The sequence below is a fragment of the Massilia norwichensis genome (assembly GCF_024753245.1).
GTDB classification, from domain to species: Bacteria; Pseudomonadota; Gammaproteobacteria; order Burkholderiales; family Burkholderiaceae_D; genus Telluria; species Telluria norwichensis.
Map to the genome: position 1 here is coordinate 87,068 of NZ_JANUGX010000012.1, position 13,603 is coordinate 100,670.

Here is a 13,603-nt window from a genome sequence, read left to right on the forward strand (position 1 = left end):
TCGTCCCCGCGGAGGCGGGATAGTGCCCCCAGCACTATCCCCCCAAGTTTGCCGGCACACCACCCACGCCAGCACGATTCAGTTAGCCACCGCACAAGCCCACCAGGCTTCATGCCTTACCATGAGCGATCACGACATCGCGCAGGCAGTGAATCATGACGACCGACAAGGATTCCAACGAGCAGTCTCCTGAACTGCCTTTCCGCTCGCTGCTCTACCGCTTCCTGTTCTTCGACTGGCTGTTCCGCGACGTCGGCGCCGCCGGCACCCGCCTCGAACGGCACGCCGCCTTCCAGCACAACCGCCGGATGAGCCGCTACCTGCCGGTCTACCTGCGCCGCTGGTCTTTCCTGACCGCCTTCGACTTCGCGCTCGGCGTGCTGTTCGAAAAGGTGCTGCAGGCCGGGCTGCTGTCGGCCTGGTTCTTCACCTGGAGCTGCGTGACCCTCACCGGGATGCTGGTGATCACGGTGGCATGGTTGATTTTGACCCACGCCAGGCTTTCATAAATTTCTTGATTCCAACTAAAATTTCCTAATTCCAATTGCAGGAAGATGCCTCCAGCTACTTCAGCGAACCACCATGGAGGCCAACATGAGTTATCTGCGCATCAATTCCCACAAAGTTCCCCGGCTGTATCCAGGCAAGCGCCACTTCGAAAGGCGCGTCGACGAACGCACCGCCACCGACATCGACGACGCCCTGCGCGCCGACAGCGTGCAAGCGGCGGCGATGGCGATGGACCACTTGCAGGTCGACGTCGACGTAGCCTTGCGGGTGTTGGCCGGCAAGAACGACGACCGGGGCAAGAAGCGGCGACAAGCAGACCAGGACTTGCCCGCCGCTGCCTGAATCAAACTTTCCGCTTCTCTTCCTCCGTCCTGCGCCGGATTGCCGGCCAGGACGATTTGCTCTTCCTCCCTGCTCCATTGACCTTCGCTAAATTGCCAGCACGGCAAGGCGAGATGATGGCATTTCAACAACGGAGGTTACGATGAGCTACCAATGGATCGACGAACAGCCCCAGTTTCCCCACACTCGCGCCGAAACCCTGGGCGACCGCCGCACGGACCACCAGACCGCACAGAAAATCCGCGATGCCTTGCGAGCGCGCAGCGTGCACGCGGCGGCGCAGGCGCTGGAGCATCAGGAGGTCGATCTGGCGACGGCGCTGCGGGTGCTGGCCAAGCCGGAGTGGCGGCGGGCTTGCTAGGCTCGAACCCAGCTAACTGTTGTCAAACGCGATCATCCGCTCTCCCCGCCCAGCCCTAACGCGGTAAAATGGCAACCCAAGCCCGGCCCCCTGCCGGGCTTAGCCTGAATAGCCATGAACGTCCCACACGAAATCAACGCCGCCGCGGCCAAGGCCCTTGCCACCGCCGAAAAACACACTCCGATGATGCAACAGTACCTCCGGATCAAGGGAGAGTACCCGACCATGCTGGTGTTCTACCGCATGGGCGACTTCTACGAGCTGTTCTTCGAGGATGCCGAGAAAGCCTCGCGCATCCTCGGCATCACGCTGACCGCGCGCGGGACCTCGAATGGCAACCCGATCAAGATGGCGGGTGTGCCCTTCCACTCGCTCGATCCCTACCTGGCCAAGCTGGTCAAGCTGGGCGAGTCCTGCGCAATCTGCGAACAGATCGGCGACCCGGCGCTGAGCAAAGGCCCGGTCGAACGCAAGGTGGTGCGGGTGGTCACGCCGGGCACCCTGACCGATTCGGACCTGCTGCCGGAAAAGGCCGAGCGCCCGCTGCTGGCCGTGTGCACGGTCCCGAACCGCAAGCATGTGACGACCGGCCTGGCCTGGCTGTCGCTGGCCAGCGGCGCGCTGAAGCTGATGGAATTCACGGCCGATTCGAAGAACGCCGCGCTGCGCCTGGTGCAGGAGCTGGAGCGCATCGCGCCGGCCGAAGTGCTGCGTGCGGATGCGAATGGCGACATGTTCGAGGAAACGAACATTGGCCACAACCAGCGCGTGCCCGAATGGCACTTCGAGGTCGTGCACGGCCACAAGGCGCTGCTCGACCAGCTGGGTGTGTCGACGCTCTCCGGCTTCGGCTGCGATGGCCTGGGCGCCGCCTTCGGCGCGGCCGGTGCGCTGCTGCGTTACGCGCAGTCGACGCAGGGCCGCGGCCTGCAGCACGTGAAGAGCCTGGCCGTCGAATCGGAATCCGAATTCATCGGCCTGGATGCCACCACGCGCCGCAACCTGGAAATCACCGAGACCATTCGCGGCCTTGAGGCGCCGACGCTGTTTTCGCTGCTGGACGGCTGCCGCACGGCGATGGGTTCGCGCCTGCTGCGCCACTGGCTGCACCACGCGAAGCGCGACCAGTCGGTGGCGCGCGGCCGCCACGAGGCGATCGCCGCGCTGGCCGAGCACGACGCCTGCCACGCATTGTCGGCGACGCTGGCCCACGTGCCGGACGTCGAGCGCATCACCACCCGCATCGCTCTCTTGACCGCGCGCCCGCGCGACCTGGCCTGCCTGCGCGACGGCCTGAAACAGCTGCCGGTGCTGCGCGAGCTGGTCGCCAACTGCTTCATCCCGGGTGACTCCTGCCTGCTGCGCGATATTCATGAAGCCATCGCCATCCCCGAGCATTGCCTGGACCTGCTGACGCGCGCCATCGCCGAGGAACCGGCCGCCATGGTGCGCGACGGCGGCGTGTTCGCGCGAGGCTTCGATGCGGAGCTCGACGAGCTGCGCGCGCTGTCCGAGAACGCCGGCCAGTTCCTGGTCGACCTCGAGACCCGCGAGCGCGCCCGCACCGGCATCGCCAACCTGCGCGTCGAATACAACAAGGTGCACGGCTTCTACATCGAAGTCACCAACGGCCAGGCCGACAAGGTGCCCGAGGACTACCGCCGCCGCCAGACCCTCAAGAACTGCGAACGCTACATCACGCCGGAGCTGAAGGCGTTCGAAGACAAGGCCCTGTCGGCCCAGGACCGCGCGCTGGCCCGCGAGAAGCTGCTGTACGACCTGCTGCTGGCCGACCTGGCGCCGCATATCGCCTGCCTGCAGATGGTCGCTTCGGGCATCGCCCGCATCGACGCGCTGGTGGCGCTGGCTGCGCACGCGGTGCGCAACAACTGGTGCCGTCCGCAGCTGGTCGACGCGCCCTGCCTCACCATCTTCGAGGGCCGCCATCCGGTGGTCGAGAACCAGATCGAGCGCTTCATCGCCAACGACTGCAAGCTGTCGAACGACCGCCGCCTGCTCCTGATCACCGGTCCGAACATGGGCGGTAAGTCGACCTTCATGCGCCAGGTCGCATTGATCACGCTGCTGGCCTACGTCGGCAGCTACGTGCCGGCGACCAGTGCGACGATCGGCCCGATCGACCGCATCTTCACCCGCATCGGCGCTTCCGACGACCTGGCCAATGGCCGCTCCACCTTCATGGTCGAGATGACGGAATCGGCGGCGATCCTGAACGGCGCCACCGAGCATTCGCTGGTGCTGATGGACGAAGTCGGCCGCGGTACCTCGACCTTCGACGGCCTCGCGCTGGCCTGGGCGATCGCGCGCCACCTGATCGACACCAGCCGCAGCTTCACCTTGTTCGCGACCCATTATTTCGAACTGACCCAGCTGCCGGAGAGCCATCCGAGCGCGGCCAACGTGCACCTGTCGGCGGTCGAGCACAAGGACAGCATCGTGTTCCTGCACGCGGTGCAGGACGGCCCGGCATCGCAGAGCTACGGCTTGCAGGTGGCGCAGCTGGCCGGCGTGCCGCCCTCCGTGATCCGCGCCGCGCGCAAGCACCTGGCGCGCCTGGAATCGCAGGCGCTGGATGCGACGCCGCAGCTCGACCTGTTCGCTGCCGCGCCTTGCGACGATGCCCTTGACGCCGATGCGGCGCCGGCCGAATCGACGCAAGCTACAGTGGCGCCGGCACCTGCCCCGGTGCAGGAAGAATCGCCGGCCCTCACCCTGCTCGATGCGATCGATCCGGATGCCCTGACCCCGCGCGAAGCGCTCGAGCGCCTGTACGAGCTCAAGCGCCTGGCCAGCGCATAATGCGGTTGACGCGCCCGCGCCTCGGTCTCCTGGTCGCCGCCGCCCTGCTCACGGGCAGCGCGCTGGCGGCCAGGGACGCGAAGGAGGACGATGGCGCGCACCGCTTCGCCGTCATCGGAAACAATGCGGGGCGCGATGCGGGCCAGCGTGCCGGCGACGGCATCGACGCGCGCCTGAAGCAGGCCATCAACGAAGCCGACGACAAGTCGACCGCCTTCCTGGTCGTCACCGGCATCAAGGGCGTCAAGGAAGCCTGCAGCGACAAGCTCTACCAGCAGCGGCGCGAGGTGATCAGCAATGCGCGCCGTCCCGCCATCGTGGTGCCGGCCGCCAGCGACTGGACCGAGTGCCGCAACAGCGCCGGGCGTACCAATGCGATCGAGCGCCTGAACCGGATCCGCGAGCTGTTCTACGCCGAGCCGCAATCGCTGGGCGCGCGCAAGCTGCCGCTGACGCGCCAGTCGGCCAGCCCGCGCTTTCGCAGCTATGCGGAGAATGCCCACTGGTCGGTCGGCAAGGTGCTGTATGCCGTGCTGAACCTCCCGGCCAACAACAACCATTACCTCACCGAGGCCGGCCGCAACAGCGAATACGAAGACCGGCTGGTGGCCAACCGCTTCTGGCTCAACCGCCTGTTCGCAATCGCCAAACGCGACAAGGCGGAAGCGATCGTGCTGTTTGCGGAAGGCGACCTGAAGGCGCTGTCGCAGCCGACCGGCCTGCGCGCCCTGCTGCGCCGCGCGGTGCCGGTGCCGGACAACGACGGCTTTGCCGAAACGCGCCGCCAGGTGCTGACGCTGGCGCAGAAATTCCGCGGCAAGGTGCTGCTGGTCGACAGCGCGCCGCTGGCCAAGGGGGCGAAGCCGGCGATCGAGTGGCGCGGCAACCTCGGTCATCTATCGGTCGGGCAGGAAGAAATCCAGGTCACGGTGGACCCGGCGGCCAAGGCGCTGTTCAGGATCGGCGAGCTGGACGATGCCGGCGACAAGGCGAAAGGCGAGAAGCCGGAAAAGCAGGAGAAGCCGGACGGCGGCAGCCATCCCAAGGCGGTGAAGCAGGCGCTCAAATGAGCAGAATTTAGCGCGCAAATGAGCACGGGCCGCAGCTAGCGGCCCGTTTTTCATGCGCGCTGACTTAGCTCGTGAGCTTAGTGGTGAGCTTAGTTGAGCGGCTGGCTGCGGAAGTGGTCGCCTTCCTCGCCGTCGTCCATGTCGTCGCCGTGGCCGTGATGGTGGCCATGGGCGCCATGCACGTGACCGTGGGCGATTTCCTCTTCGGTGGCGGCGCGCACGTCGATGACCGACAGCTCGAAACGCAGGGCCATGCCGGCCAGCGGATGGTTACCATCGAGCACGACCTTGTCGTCGGCGACTTCGGTCACGGTGAAGATCGTCGGTTCTTCGTCGCTGCCATCGGCCACGCCTTCGAACTGCATGCCGACTTCCAGCGGTTCCGGCAGGCGCGAACGCTCTTCGACCTTCAGCAGGCTCGGGTCGTAGTCGCCGAAGGCGTCTTCCGGCTCGATCTGGATGGTCGACGAGTAGCCCACTTCCTTGCCGTCCAGTTCCTCTTCGATCTTCGGCAGCGTGTTTTCGTAGCCGCCGTGCAGGTACACCATCGGCTGGGCGCCGTCTTCGATCAGGTTGTTCTGGGCGTCGGACAGCTTGTAGTTGACCGATACCACCGTGTTCTGGGCAATCTTCATTGCGCTTCCTTTCATGTATAAGGCTCGGATTATAACCCCGCTAACGCCGAAGCCCGCCGGCCGCTGGTTATAATGTCGCATGAAAAAATTACAGCTCCTCGGGAACATCACGCCCGCCCAGTTTCTCCGCGATTACTGGCACAAGAAGCCGCTGCTGATCCGCCAGGCGATCCCCGGTTTCAAACCCCTGCTCAAGTTCGACAAACTGGCCGAACTTGCCAAGCTCAACCACGTCGAATCGCGCCTCGTCATCCTCGCTGATGGGCAATGGAACATGGACCACGGTCCGCTCCAGGAATTGCCGCCGCGCAGCCAGCGCGAGTGGACCATGCTGGTGCAAGGCATCAACCTGCACGAGCCCAAGGCCGACGAACTGCTGCGCGAGTTCCGCTTCGTGCCGGACGCGCGCCTGGACGACCTGATGGTCAGCTTCGCCACCGATGGCGGCGGCGTTGGTCCGCACTTCGATTCCTATGACGTGTTCCTGCTGCAGGCGCAGGGCCGCCGCCGCTGGCGCATCGGCGCCCAGCAGGACCTGAGCCTGGTCGAAGGCCTGCCGCTCAAGATCCTCGCCAACTTCGAGCCGGAAGAGGAATTCGTGCTGGAACCGGGCGACATGCTCTACCTGCCGCCGCACTATGCCCACGATGGCATCGCCGAGGGCGAGTGCATGACTTATTCGATCGGTTTCCGCTCGCCGTCCTACCAGGAACTGGGCGAAGCCTTCCTGCAGTTCATGGCCGATTCGATCGACCTGCCGGGCCGCTACGCCGACCCCGGACTGCAGCCGGCCAAGAACCCGGCCGAGATCCCGAAGGAGATGCTCACCAGCATTACCGAAGAACTGAACAAGGTGCGCTGGGACGAGGAAGACGTGACCATCTTCATGGGCGAGTACCTGTCCGAGCCCAAGCACAACGTGTTCTTCACGCCGGTCGCCAAGCCGCTGACGGTCGGCCGCTTCATGGAACAGGCTGCCAAGCGCGGGCTGAAGCTGTCGCCGAAGACGCTGATGCTGTACCGCGGCAAACACGTGTTCATCAACGGCGAATCCTTCGAGGTGGGCCGCGCCGACAAGGCCGTGCTCGACGTGCTGGCCAACCAGCGCAGCCTGGACGGTGCGATGCTGGAGCAGGCCTCCGATGACGTGCTGGAAGCGCTGTACACCTGGTACTCGGACGGCTGGCTCGAACTGGGCTGAATGCGCCGCCTGAGCCCATGGAGATCCTGCGCTTCGACACCCGTGCCGAGTTCCAGCGCCAGCTGCGCGCGGTGATGGCGCGGGCGCAGGCATCGCTCGATCTGTTCGACCCGGATTTCGCCCTGTTCCCGCTGGGCGATCCGGACGTCGATGCGGTGTTGCGCAGCTTCCTGGCGGGTGGCGGCCAGCTGCGCCTGGCGATGCACGGCAGCGCGCACATCGAGCGTCACGCCCCGCGCTTCCTGCGCCTGCTGCGCACACATGGGCACCGTATCGAGTGCCGGGTAACGCACCGGGGTATCCGCCAGCTCACCGATTCCTTCTGCATCGCGGATGGCCTGCACATCGTTCGGCGCTTTCACAGCGACCATTTACGGGGCGAAGCGGTCTTTGATGCGCCGCAAGAAACGGAGGTGCCGCGTGAGCGTTTTGCGGCGATTTGGGAAGAATCTCAACCCGGTTTACACCCTACTGTGACCGGTCTTTGACTGCCTCCTGAGGCCGTTACATGTTGTAACAATATGAATGTTGTTGTTACCTCCAATAGTTTCAGGATAGCATGTGTTTTCTATTGCGATTCAGTAAATTTGGCTATAATATCGGGTTAGGAAGATTCCGCTACGGTAATTCCTAACGAGCGATAATTACCGGTAATTATTCATCGCATTAGACGCACTTACCTTTTGAATTAACTAAGGAAAAACCATGAAAAAATCTCTGCTGATCGTTTCCCTGCTGGCTGTTGCTCTGGCTGCTTGCTCGAAGAAAGAAGAAGCTCCGGCCGCTGCTCCGGCTGCTGAAGCCACCGCTCCGGCTGCCGCTCCGGCCGCTGACACCACCGCTGCTCCGGCCGCTACCACCACCGACGCTACCGCTGCTGCTCCGGCCGCTGCTGACGCTGCTGCTTCGGCCGCTTCGGCTGCTGCTTCGGCTGCTTCGGCTGCTGCTGACGCCGCTTCGGCTGCTGCTGCTCCGGCTGCTTCGAAGTAATCAGCATTGCTTCATTAAAACCGGCCCGCGGGCCGGTTTTTTTTCGCCCGTCATTCCCGCGCAAGCGCAAATGAAGGGCAATAAAAAAACCGGCCATCAGGCCGGTTTTTCATTGGCAGCAAACCAGATTACTTCAGCTCGCCCACCAGCAGATTCAGGATCTTCGCGCCGGTTTCCGAAGTCTCCGGCTTGCCGTCGTTGCTCTGGACGGTGACGTCGGTCGTGGCGGCATTCGGCACGGCCGAGACCAGGACGCGGTAGCGCTGGGCTTCCTTGTTCTTGTCTTCGCTGCCGAACAGCTTGCTGAAGAAGCCTTCCTTGGAAGCCTTGTCCGGATCGACGTAGCGCACGAAGTAGATGCCCTGCACGCGGTCGCGGTCTTCGACGGTGAAGCCGACGCGGTCCAGCGCCAGGCCGACACGACGCCATGCACGGTCGAAGCCTTCATCGACGACGACCTTGCCGTTTTCCAGCTTGGCGTGCTCGGCTTCCGGCGCCGCATTGACGACGGCGGCGGTGGCCTGCTTGACCTCGGCCGGCTTGGTGGCGCCGGTCAGCTGGGCCATCAGGCGAGCCAGGAATTCGGCCTCGAGGCCCGGATCGGTCGGACGCGTGGTCCAGGTCGTGCTTTCCTTCTGCGGGCCGACCAGCACTTCTTCCGCGCCGCGGTGGCTGATGTAGATTTCGGTCGAGCCGTCCGGACGGCGCTCCAGGCGGGTGCGGTACTTGTCGCGCTCGCCGGTCGAGTAGGCCGCGTCGAACACTTTGCCGATGGTGCGGCGGATGATGTCTTGCGGAATCTTGGAACGGTTCTCGGCCCAGTTGGTTTCCATGACACCGGTCTGGGCGTTCTCGGTTTCCACCGTGAAGCCGACGCTCGGCCAGAAGGCCTGCAGCTTCGGCCACAGCTGTTCCGGGGTCGCCTTGACCACCAGCCAGCGCTGGTTGCCGGCGCGCTCGATGCGCACGGCGTCGGTCGAGATCGGGCCCACCGGCTCGCCCGCCACCATTGGCGCGGCAGTCTGGTCGCCGCGCGCCTGCTGGAAGCCGGAAGCGGTGGCGACGCCGCGGCCTTCCGGCACGGCATAGCGGTTGTCTTTCTGCAGCTGGGTCAGGTCCGGCGGGATGTCCAGCGGGGCGGCTTTCTTGGCCGAGCGATAGTCCACCTTGTCGTGTTCGAACACGGTCGTGCACGCTGCCAGGCTGAGTGCCAGTGCGGTCAGGGCGACGGTACGGGTAGCGTGGTGAGTCTTGATCTTACGATTCATCATGTGTTCTGAGTCTGAAGCTATCAAAGTACGCCCGATTCGCGCAGTGCCGCGCGGACGGTGTCGTGGTATTGCGCGGACAGTGGTGCCAGCGGCAAGCGCAGGCCCGCCGGCATCTTGCCCATTTCAGCCAGCGCCCATTTGACCGGGACCGGGTTCGGTTCTACGAACAGCTTTGCGTGCAGCGACAGCACGCGGTTATTGATCTCGACCGCACGTGCGATATTGCCCGCCATGGCCGCCTCGCACATGTCGTGCATGGCGCGCGGCGCAACGTTCGCCGTCACCGAGATATTGCCGGCGCCGCCCATGAACATCAGCGCCATCGCGGTCGGATCGTCGCCCGAGTACACGCCGAAGGGCTTGCCGCCGGCGAAAGAACGGTCGAGCTCGCGCAGCAGCTCGGCGCCACGGCCGATGTTGCCGGTCGCGTCCTTGATGCCGACGATATTGTCGATCGGCGCCAGGCGCAGCACGGTCTCGTTGCTCATGTCCGCCACGGTACGGCCCGGCACGTTGTACAGGATCACCGGCAGGTCGACCGCTTCCGCGATCGCCTTGAAGTGCCGGTACATGCCTTCCTGGGTCGGACGGTTGTAGTACGGAACCACCTGCAGCGAGGCGTCGGCGCCGACGTCTTTCGCATGGCGGGTCAGTGCGATCGCTTCCGCGGTCGAGTTGCCACCCGACCCGGCGATCACCGGAATACGGCCAGCGACGTGCTCGACCGTCAGCTTGATCAGTTCGCAGTGCTCTTCCGGGCTGACGGTCGCGGATTCACCAGTCGTACCGACGATGACGACACCGTCCGTGCCCTCCGCAACGTGCCAGTCCAGCAGTTTTCGGAGGCTGTCCTTGTCCAGGCTGCCATCTTCAAACATTGGCGTGACGATTGCTACTATGCTGCCCTTAATCATAATCAGTGGACCGTGCCGTTAATAAAGTTGGGTAGGAAGAGCCTGTTACCAGACCCCTCCCCCCGTAGAACCGTGCGTGCGACTTTCATCGCACACGGCTCGAGTGTAATAAAAGCTCCTATACAGGAGCCGGCTTAACAACTTTCAAACCAAGGCTGTGAATCTGCCTGTGGCAGGTCGGGTGCACCAGAACTTTGTTGCTGAGAGCTTCCGAGCCGCCGTTCACCTTGTAGACGATATGGTGAACATCCGCCTCCTCAGTCAACTCGAACCCACATACCGGGCACTTTCCCTGCTGGTCGAGGTACAGTCGAGCCCACCGCTTGAAGAATGGCGCCTTGCGCTGCATCCTCTTTTGCAGGGTCTCTTCCAGATAGACCTCGTCCTTCGGGTCGTAAGGGTTGAACTCCCCCTTGATCTTCAAGTGCCGTAATATGGGCGTGCTAGACAGCGAGTATAACTCTAGCACATCTTCTGCACCATCTTTCTTGGCTGCATTTACGGCAAACACCCAGTTCCGATCTCCGACCGTCCGCCAATACCTGTCGCGGATGTAGTCCTTCTTCTTCCTTGGATGCCTGCGCTTGGCCCAGCGCACTAGTCGCCAGTACAGCAGCGAGTCAATGCGCGAGAAGGTTTCCTTCGCCACGACCGGACTGTGATACGCCGCCCAGCCTTTCAGCTTCAGATTCAGCGCGCGGATAAGATCCTCCTGCGTCGCCGTTGCCATGGATCTGACAACCCTTCTCAACTCGTCGTAGAACGCTTTCACATTCTTCCTGCTTGGCTTGATGAGAAGCTTCTCGGAATACTTGCGGAAGTTCCAGCCAAGGAAATCAAAGCCATCGTCGATATGCACGATCCTCGTCTTCGACTTCGAGAGCCTGAGGCCTCTCTCCGCCAGGAAGGATTCAAGCCAAGGAACGACCTCGTTCTCCAGCAGCTCTTTCGAGTCCGCAGTGATCACAAAGTCGTCGGCATACCGTATGACTCCGAGCTTGAGCTTGTTGGTCCGGACCGTGCCCCACTTCCCGATGAAATGTTCGGTAAGGCTTCCTTCCAGTCCGTTCAACGTCCAGTTCGCTAGTGCTGGGGAAATCACGCCTCCCTGCGGCGTTCCAGCGACTGTTGCAGCCAGACCTGCCTTGTCAACCACACCGCACTTCAGCCACCTTTTCAGGATCAGCTTGTCCATGCAGACGTGCTCCAATAGCCACTTGTGATTGATGTTGTCGAAGAACCCCTCAATGTCCGCGTCCAGAACCCATGCTGCCGAGATCTTCTTTCGGGCCATTTTCACGAACAGTTGGGACATCGCGTCGGCTGTGCACCGAGAGCGCCGGAACCCATACGAGTTCGGGTCACTCTTCGTTTCCAGTACCGGATCGAGCGCAAGCTGATACAGCGCTTGCATTGCCCTGTCCAGCATGGTCGGAATCCCCAAAGGGCGCATGGTTCCGTTCGCCTTGGGAATGTACACACGACGTAATGGCCGGGGGTGGTAGCCCCGCTTCTTCAACCGGGATATCGCCCTATATTTCGACTCCCGCGTATCCCACAGCTCACGGTCGACTCCCGCCGTCCGTTTGCCTCGGTTTTCCGTCACTCGCCTCACCGCCAATGCTCTGGCAGAAAACGAGCGGGTCAGTGACCGTTGCAAGGATTTGACCCTGCGCCAGTCGCACGACGCTGTTGCCTTCGCTAGCCGGACCTGCATGGCTCTCACGTTTCGCTGGACTAGGCCCCAATCCACCGTTGCCCAATCCCTGCTGACGTGTGAGGACGCAGAACCGGCCGTCATGCCGCCAGTTACTTCCATGCTGTACCTCCATAGTCAGTGACTGTAGAGGCCGCACGTCGTCCCCGAAGGGATTACGTGCTCCCTCCTGGGTCCAATGAAATAACTACAAAGCCGGAACAGATGCTAACGACTATTACACCTCGTGGAAGTCTGCACCCTTTCGGGCAGGACAAATCTTGAATCCCTATCCGGACCGTTACAGCCCGGCCTTCGCTTTCTCCACGATCCCCTACCCGCTATCCCAACAGCTCGCGCCTGCCTGCTCTTTCGGTGTTTTGTCCGAACAGGCGAGAAGTCGGGCTTACCACGTTCCCTGCAATGCCGACGCGGGACTTGACCACCTCCCGCGACCTACCGTTTAGGGTCCATCTTTCCCCCGGTGACCGTTCGACGACGTGCTCTGTTTTTCAATCAGGGCATCCGGTCACGTACCTTTTGGTTAAGGCCATCAAGCAGCTTAAGCCTTTCAATCGTCACGAGGGTTCACACGATGGTTCAGTTAATTTACCCATGCGGCACTAGCCTTGCCCCGCAACCGCCTGCTGCTGGCAGTATCCATGCTCCACTCACGTGGCGCATGACAGTAAGAAGCTACTGTGGGACGTGTTCCTGAGGCTTCGAACCCCACCGTTACCGGTGACGCACGCTCAGTCCAGGCTACAGATGGTCGTACATCTGGTTGTGGCACCACTAAATAATCCATGGACACAACAAGGCATCACAGAGCAGAGGTGCTCTGGACAGGAGACATGTTGCACGCCTCCCCGCTCCACTCATGACACAAAGAATGTTGTAAGCAGTTGTTACGAAAATGCCTACAGTGACGAAAATGCTACATCCTGCCCAAATCAAGCTACAACTTCAGACAAAGGCTCGACCTGCCACCTCCATTAACGCGAGGCAACAACTCGATTGTGCAGTTCCGGAGGGAACTGATAAAGCGTCGGAGCCGAAGCGCCAGACGGTTCTCTCAGAGTGAAACTTCAGAATAATGCTCGCCAAAACGCACAAGGCCAGCTTTTGTGTCCAGGCAACACTCAACGTGTCGCACTAAAAATTCGATTGTACTGGATAGCCCGAGGTTATGGTTTATTTCCCATTTAGATAAACAGCTCAGTTACACCTCAGTTACAGCTCAGTTACATATCCAGTCGCGCAACCTCGAGATCGAAACCCTGCCCCACCGCGCACAGGCGCTGCACCCGTGCCGGCTTCGGTGCGGCGATCACGCCATCCTCGTAAGCCAGCACCCGCAGACCGCCCAGCGCCGCCAGTTCCAGCAGCTCACCCGGATTCAGCAGGAACGCAGGGTTCGACGGCTTGCCGAAGATTTCGTTCCCGCGGGCGAAGGTTTCGTAGATCAGCACCCCGTCCGGCGCCAGCGCGGCGGCAATCTGGCCGAACAGCGGACGGTGCAGGTAATTGGTGACGACGATGCCGGCCAGGCTGCCCGGCGCCATCGGCCAGACGGCATCCGGCGCTTCCAGGTCGTGCTGAAGCGTGGCGATGCCCGGCCCGCTTGCCGCGGCCAGCGACTGCGCATCGCGGTCGAGTGCGGTGACGGCGTGGCCCAGCGAGGCCAGCAGACGGGCATGGCGGCCGCTGCCGCAGGCCAGGTCGAGCGCCGCACCCTGGGGAATGAGCGGCGCCCAGCGCGCCACCCAGGCAGATACCTCAGACATGGGATC

The 13,603-nt window shown here is 62.7% G+C and carries 13 protein-coding genes; 8 read left to right on the forward strand and 5 right to left on the reverse strand.

Features of this window, described 5'->3' with window-relative positions:
* Positions 1-155 precede the first annotated feature (155 nt).
* From NX782_RS11935 to NX782_RS11955, 5 genes are all read left to right on the forward strand, one after another.
* Positions 156-509, forward strand: a complete 354-nt coding sequence (locus tag NX782_RS11935; RefSeq protein ID WP_258845685.1) for a hypothetical protein — start codon at positions 156-158, stop codon at positions 507-509.
* An 85-nt stretch (positions 510-594) separates the two neighbouring features.
* Complete coding sequence (locus NX782_RS11940) at positions 595-852, forward strand: hypothetical protein (protein WP_258845686.1); 258 nt, start codon at positions 595-597, stop codon at positions 850-852.
* A 142-nt stretch (positions 853-994) separates the two neighbouring features.
* Positions 995-1,213 (forward strand): hypothetical protein, encoded by a 219-nt coding sequence (locus NX782_RS11945; protein ID WP_258845687.1) that lies wholly within the window; start codon positions 995-997, stop codon positions 1,211-1,213.
* 114 nt (positions 1,214-1,327) lie between these two features.
* On the forward strand, positions 1,328-4,033 hold the full coding sequence (gene mutS, locus NX782_RS11950) for a DNA mismatch repair protein MutS (protein WP_258845688.1): 2,706 nt from the start codon (positions 1,328-1,330) through the stop codon (positions 4,031-4,033).
* A complete protein-coding gene (locus NX782_RS11955; protein WP_258845689.1) occupies positions 4,033-5,103 on the forward strand; it encodes a hypothetical protein in 1,071 nt (356 codons plus the stop codon). Before mutS ends, NX782_RS11955 begins: the two co-directional genes overlap by 1 nt.
* Positions 5,104-5,192: 89 nt before the next feature.
* On the opposite strand, the gene NX782_RS11960 is transcribed toward NX782_RS11955, so the two are convergent.
* Positions 5,193-5,738, reverse strand: coding sequence for an FKBP-type peptidyl-prolyl cis-trans isomerase (locus NX782_RS11960; RefSeq protein WP_258845691.1), 546 nt, complete (start codon positions 5,736-5,738; stop codon positions 5,193-5,195).
* A 79-nt stretch (positions 5,739-5,817) separates the two neighbouring features.
* Between NX782_RS11960 and NX782_RS11965 the strand changes: the two genes are divergently transcribed.
* The 3 genes from NX782_RS11965 to NX782_RS11975 all read left to right on the forward strand — a co-directional run bounded on the left by NX782_RS11965 (position 5,818) and on the right by NX782_RS11975 (position 7,929).
* Positions 5,818-6,939 carry a ribosomal protein uL16 3-hydroxylase gene (locus NX782_RS11965; RefSeq protein WP_258845693.1) on the forward strand — a complete coding sequence of 374 codons (1,122 nt, stop codon included), beginning with the start codon at positions 5,818-5,820 and terminating at the stop codon, positions 6,937-6,939.
* 17 nt (positions 6,940-6,956) lie between these two features.
* The gene (locus NX782_RS11970; RefSeq protein WP_258845694.1) at positions 6,957-7,427 is read left to right on the forward strand and encodes a DUF7931 domain-containing protein; all 471 of its coding nucleotides are present in this window, start codon (positions 6,957-6,959) and stop codon (positions 7,425-7,427) included.
* A gap of 217 nt (positions 7,428-7,644) precedes the next feature.
* Positions 7,645-7,929: a hypothetical protein gene (locus tag NX782_RS11975; protein ID WP_258845695.1), complete on the forward strand. Its 285-nt coding sequence runs from the start codon at positions 7,645-7,647 to the stop codon at positions 7,927-7,929.
* Positions 7,930-8,057: 128 nt separating this feature from the next.
* On the opposite strand, the gene bamC is transcribed toward NX782_RS11975, so the two are convergent.
* The 4 genes from bamC to NX782_RS11995 all read right to left on the reverse strand — a co-directional run bounded on the left by bamC (position 8,058) and on the right by NX782_RS11995 (position 13,597).
* Positions 8,058-9,197, reverse strand: a complete 1,140-nt coding sequence (gene bamC, locus NX782_RS11980) for an NlpB/DapX family lipoprotein (protein ID WP_258845753.1) — start codon at positions 9,195-9,197, stop codon at positions 8,058-8,060.
* Positions 9,198-9,220: 23 nt separating this feature from the next.
* The gene (gene dapA / locus NX782_RS11985; RefSeq protein ID WP_258845696.1) at positions 9,221-10,114 is read right to left on the reverse strand and encodes a 4-hydroxy-tetrahydrodipicolinate synthase; all 894 of its coding nucleotides are present in this window, start codon (positions 10,112-10,114) and stop codon (positions 9,221-9,223) included.
* Between the two features lie 118 nt (positions 10,115-10,232).
* Complete coding sequence (gene ltrA / locus NX782_RS11990; protein ID WP_258845697.1) at positions 10,233-11,933, reverse strand: group II intron reverse transcriptase/maturase; 1,701 nt, start codon at positions 11,931-11,933, stop codon at positions 10,233-10,235.
* A 1,121-nt stretch (positions 11,934-13,054) separates the two neighbouring features.
* The gene (locus NX782_RS11995) at positions 13,055-13,597 is read right to left on the reverse strand and encodes a class I SAM-dependent methyltransferase (RefSeq protein WP_258845698.1); all 543 of its coding nucleotides are present in this window, start codon (positions 13,595-13,597) and stop codon (positions 13,055-13,057) included.
* Between the last annotated feature and the right edge of the window lie 6 nt (positions 13,598-13,603).

What these genes read in the sequence shown, in the direction of transcription:
- NX782_RS11935 (WP_258845685.1), top strand. Translation starts at nt 156, where the DNA reads ATGACGACCGACAAGGATTCCAACGAGCAGTCTCCTGAACTGCCTTTC.
- NX782_RS11940 (WP_258845686.1), top strand. Translation starts at nt 595, where the DNA reads ATGAGTTATCTGCGCATCAATTCCCACAAAGTTCCCCGGCTGTATCCA.
- NX782_RS11945 (WP_258845687.1), top strand. Translation starts at nt 995, where the DNA reads ATGAGCTACCAATGGATCGACGAACAGCCCCAGTTTCCCCACACTCGC.
- mutS (WP_258845688.1), top strand. Translation starts at nt 1,328, where the DNA reads ATGAACGTCCCACACGAAATCAACGCCGCCGCGGCCAAGGCCCTTGCC.
- NX782_RS11955 (WP_258845689.1), top strand. Translation starts at nt 4,033, where the DNA reads ATGCGGTTGACGCGCCCGCGCCTCGGTCTCCTGGTCGCCGCCGCCCTG.
- NX782_RS11960 (WP_258845691.1), bottom strand. Translation starts at nt 5,738, where the DNA reads ATGAAGATTGCCCAGAACACGGTGGTATCGGTCAACTACAAGCTGTCC.
- NX782_RS11965 (WP_258845693.1), top strand. Translation starts at nt 5,818, where the DNA reads ATGAAAAAATTACAGCTCCTCGGGAACATCACGCCCGCCCAGTTTCTC.
- NX782_RS11970 (WP_258845694.1), top strand. Translation starts at nt 6,957, where the DNA reads ATGGAGATCCTGCGCTTCGACACCCGTGCCGAGTTCCAGCGCCAGCTG.
- NX782_RS11975 (WP_258845695.1), top strand. Translation starts at nt 7,645, where the DNA reads ATGAAAAAATCTCTGCTGATCGTTTCCCTGCTGGCTGTTGCTCTGGCT.
- bamC (WP_258845753.1), bottom strand. Translation starts at nt 9,197, where the DNA reads ATGAATCGTAAGATCAAGACTCACCACGCTACCCGTACCGTCGCCCTG.
- dapA (WP_258845696.1), bottom strand. Translation starts at nt 10,114, where the DNA reads ATGATTAAGGGCAGCATAGTAGCAATCGTCACGCCAATGTTTGAAGAT.
- ltrA (WP_258845697.1), bottom strand. Translation starts at nt 11,933, where the DNA reads ATGGAAGTAACTGGCGGCATGACGGCCGGTTCTGCGTCCTCACACGTC.
- NX782_RS11995 (WP_258845698.1), bottom strand. Translation starts at nt 13,597, where the DNA reads ATGTCTGAGGTATCTGCCTGGGTGGCGCGCTGGGCGCCGCTCATTCCC.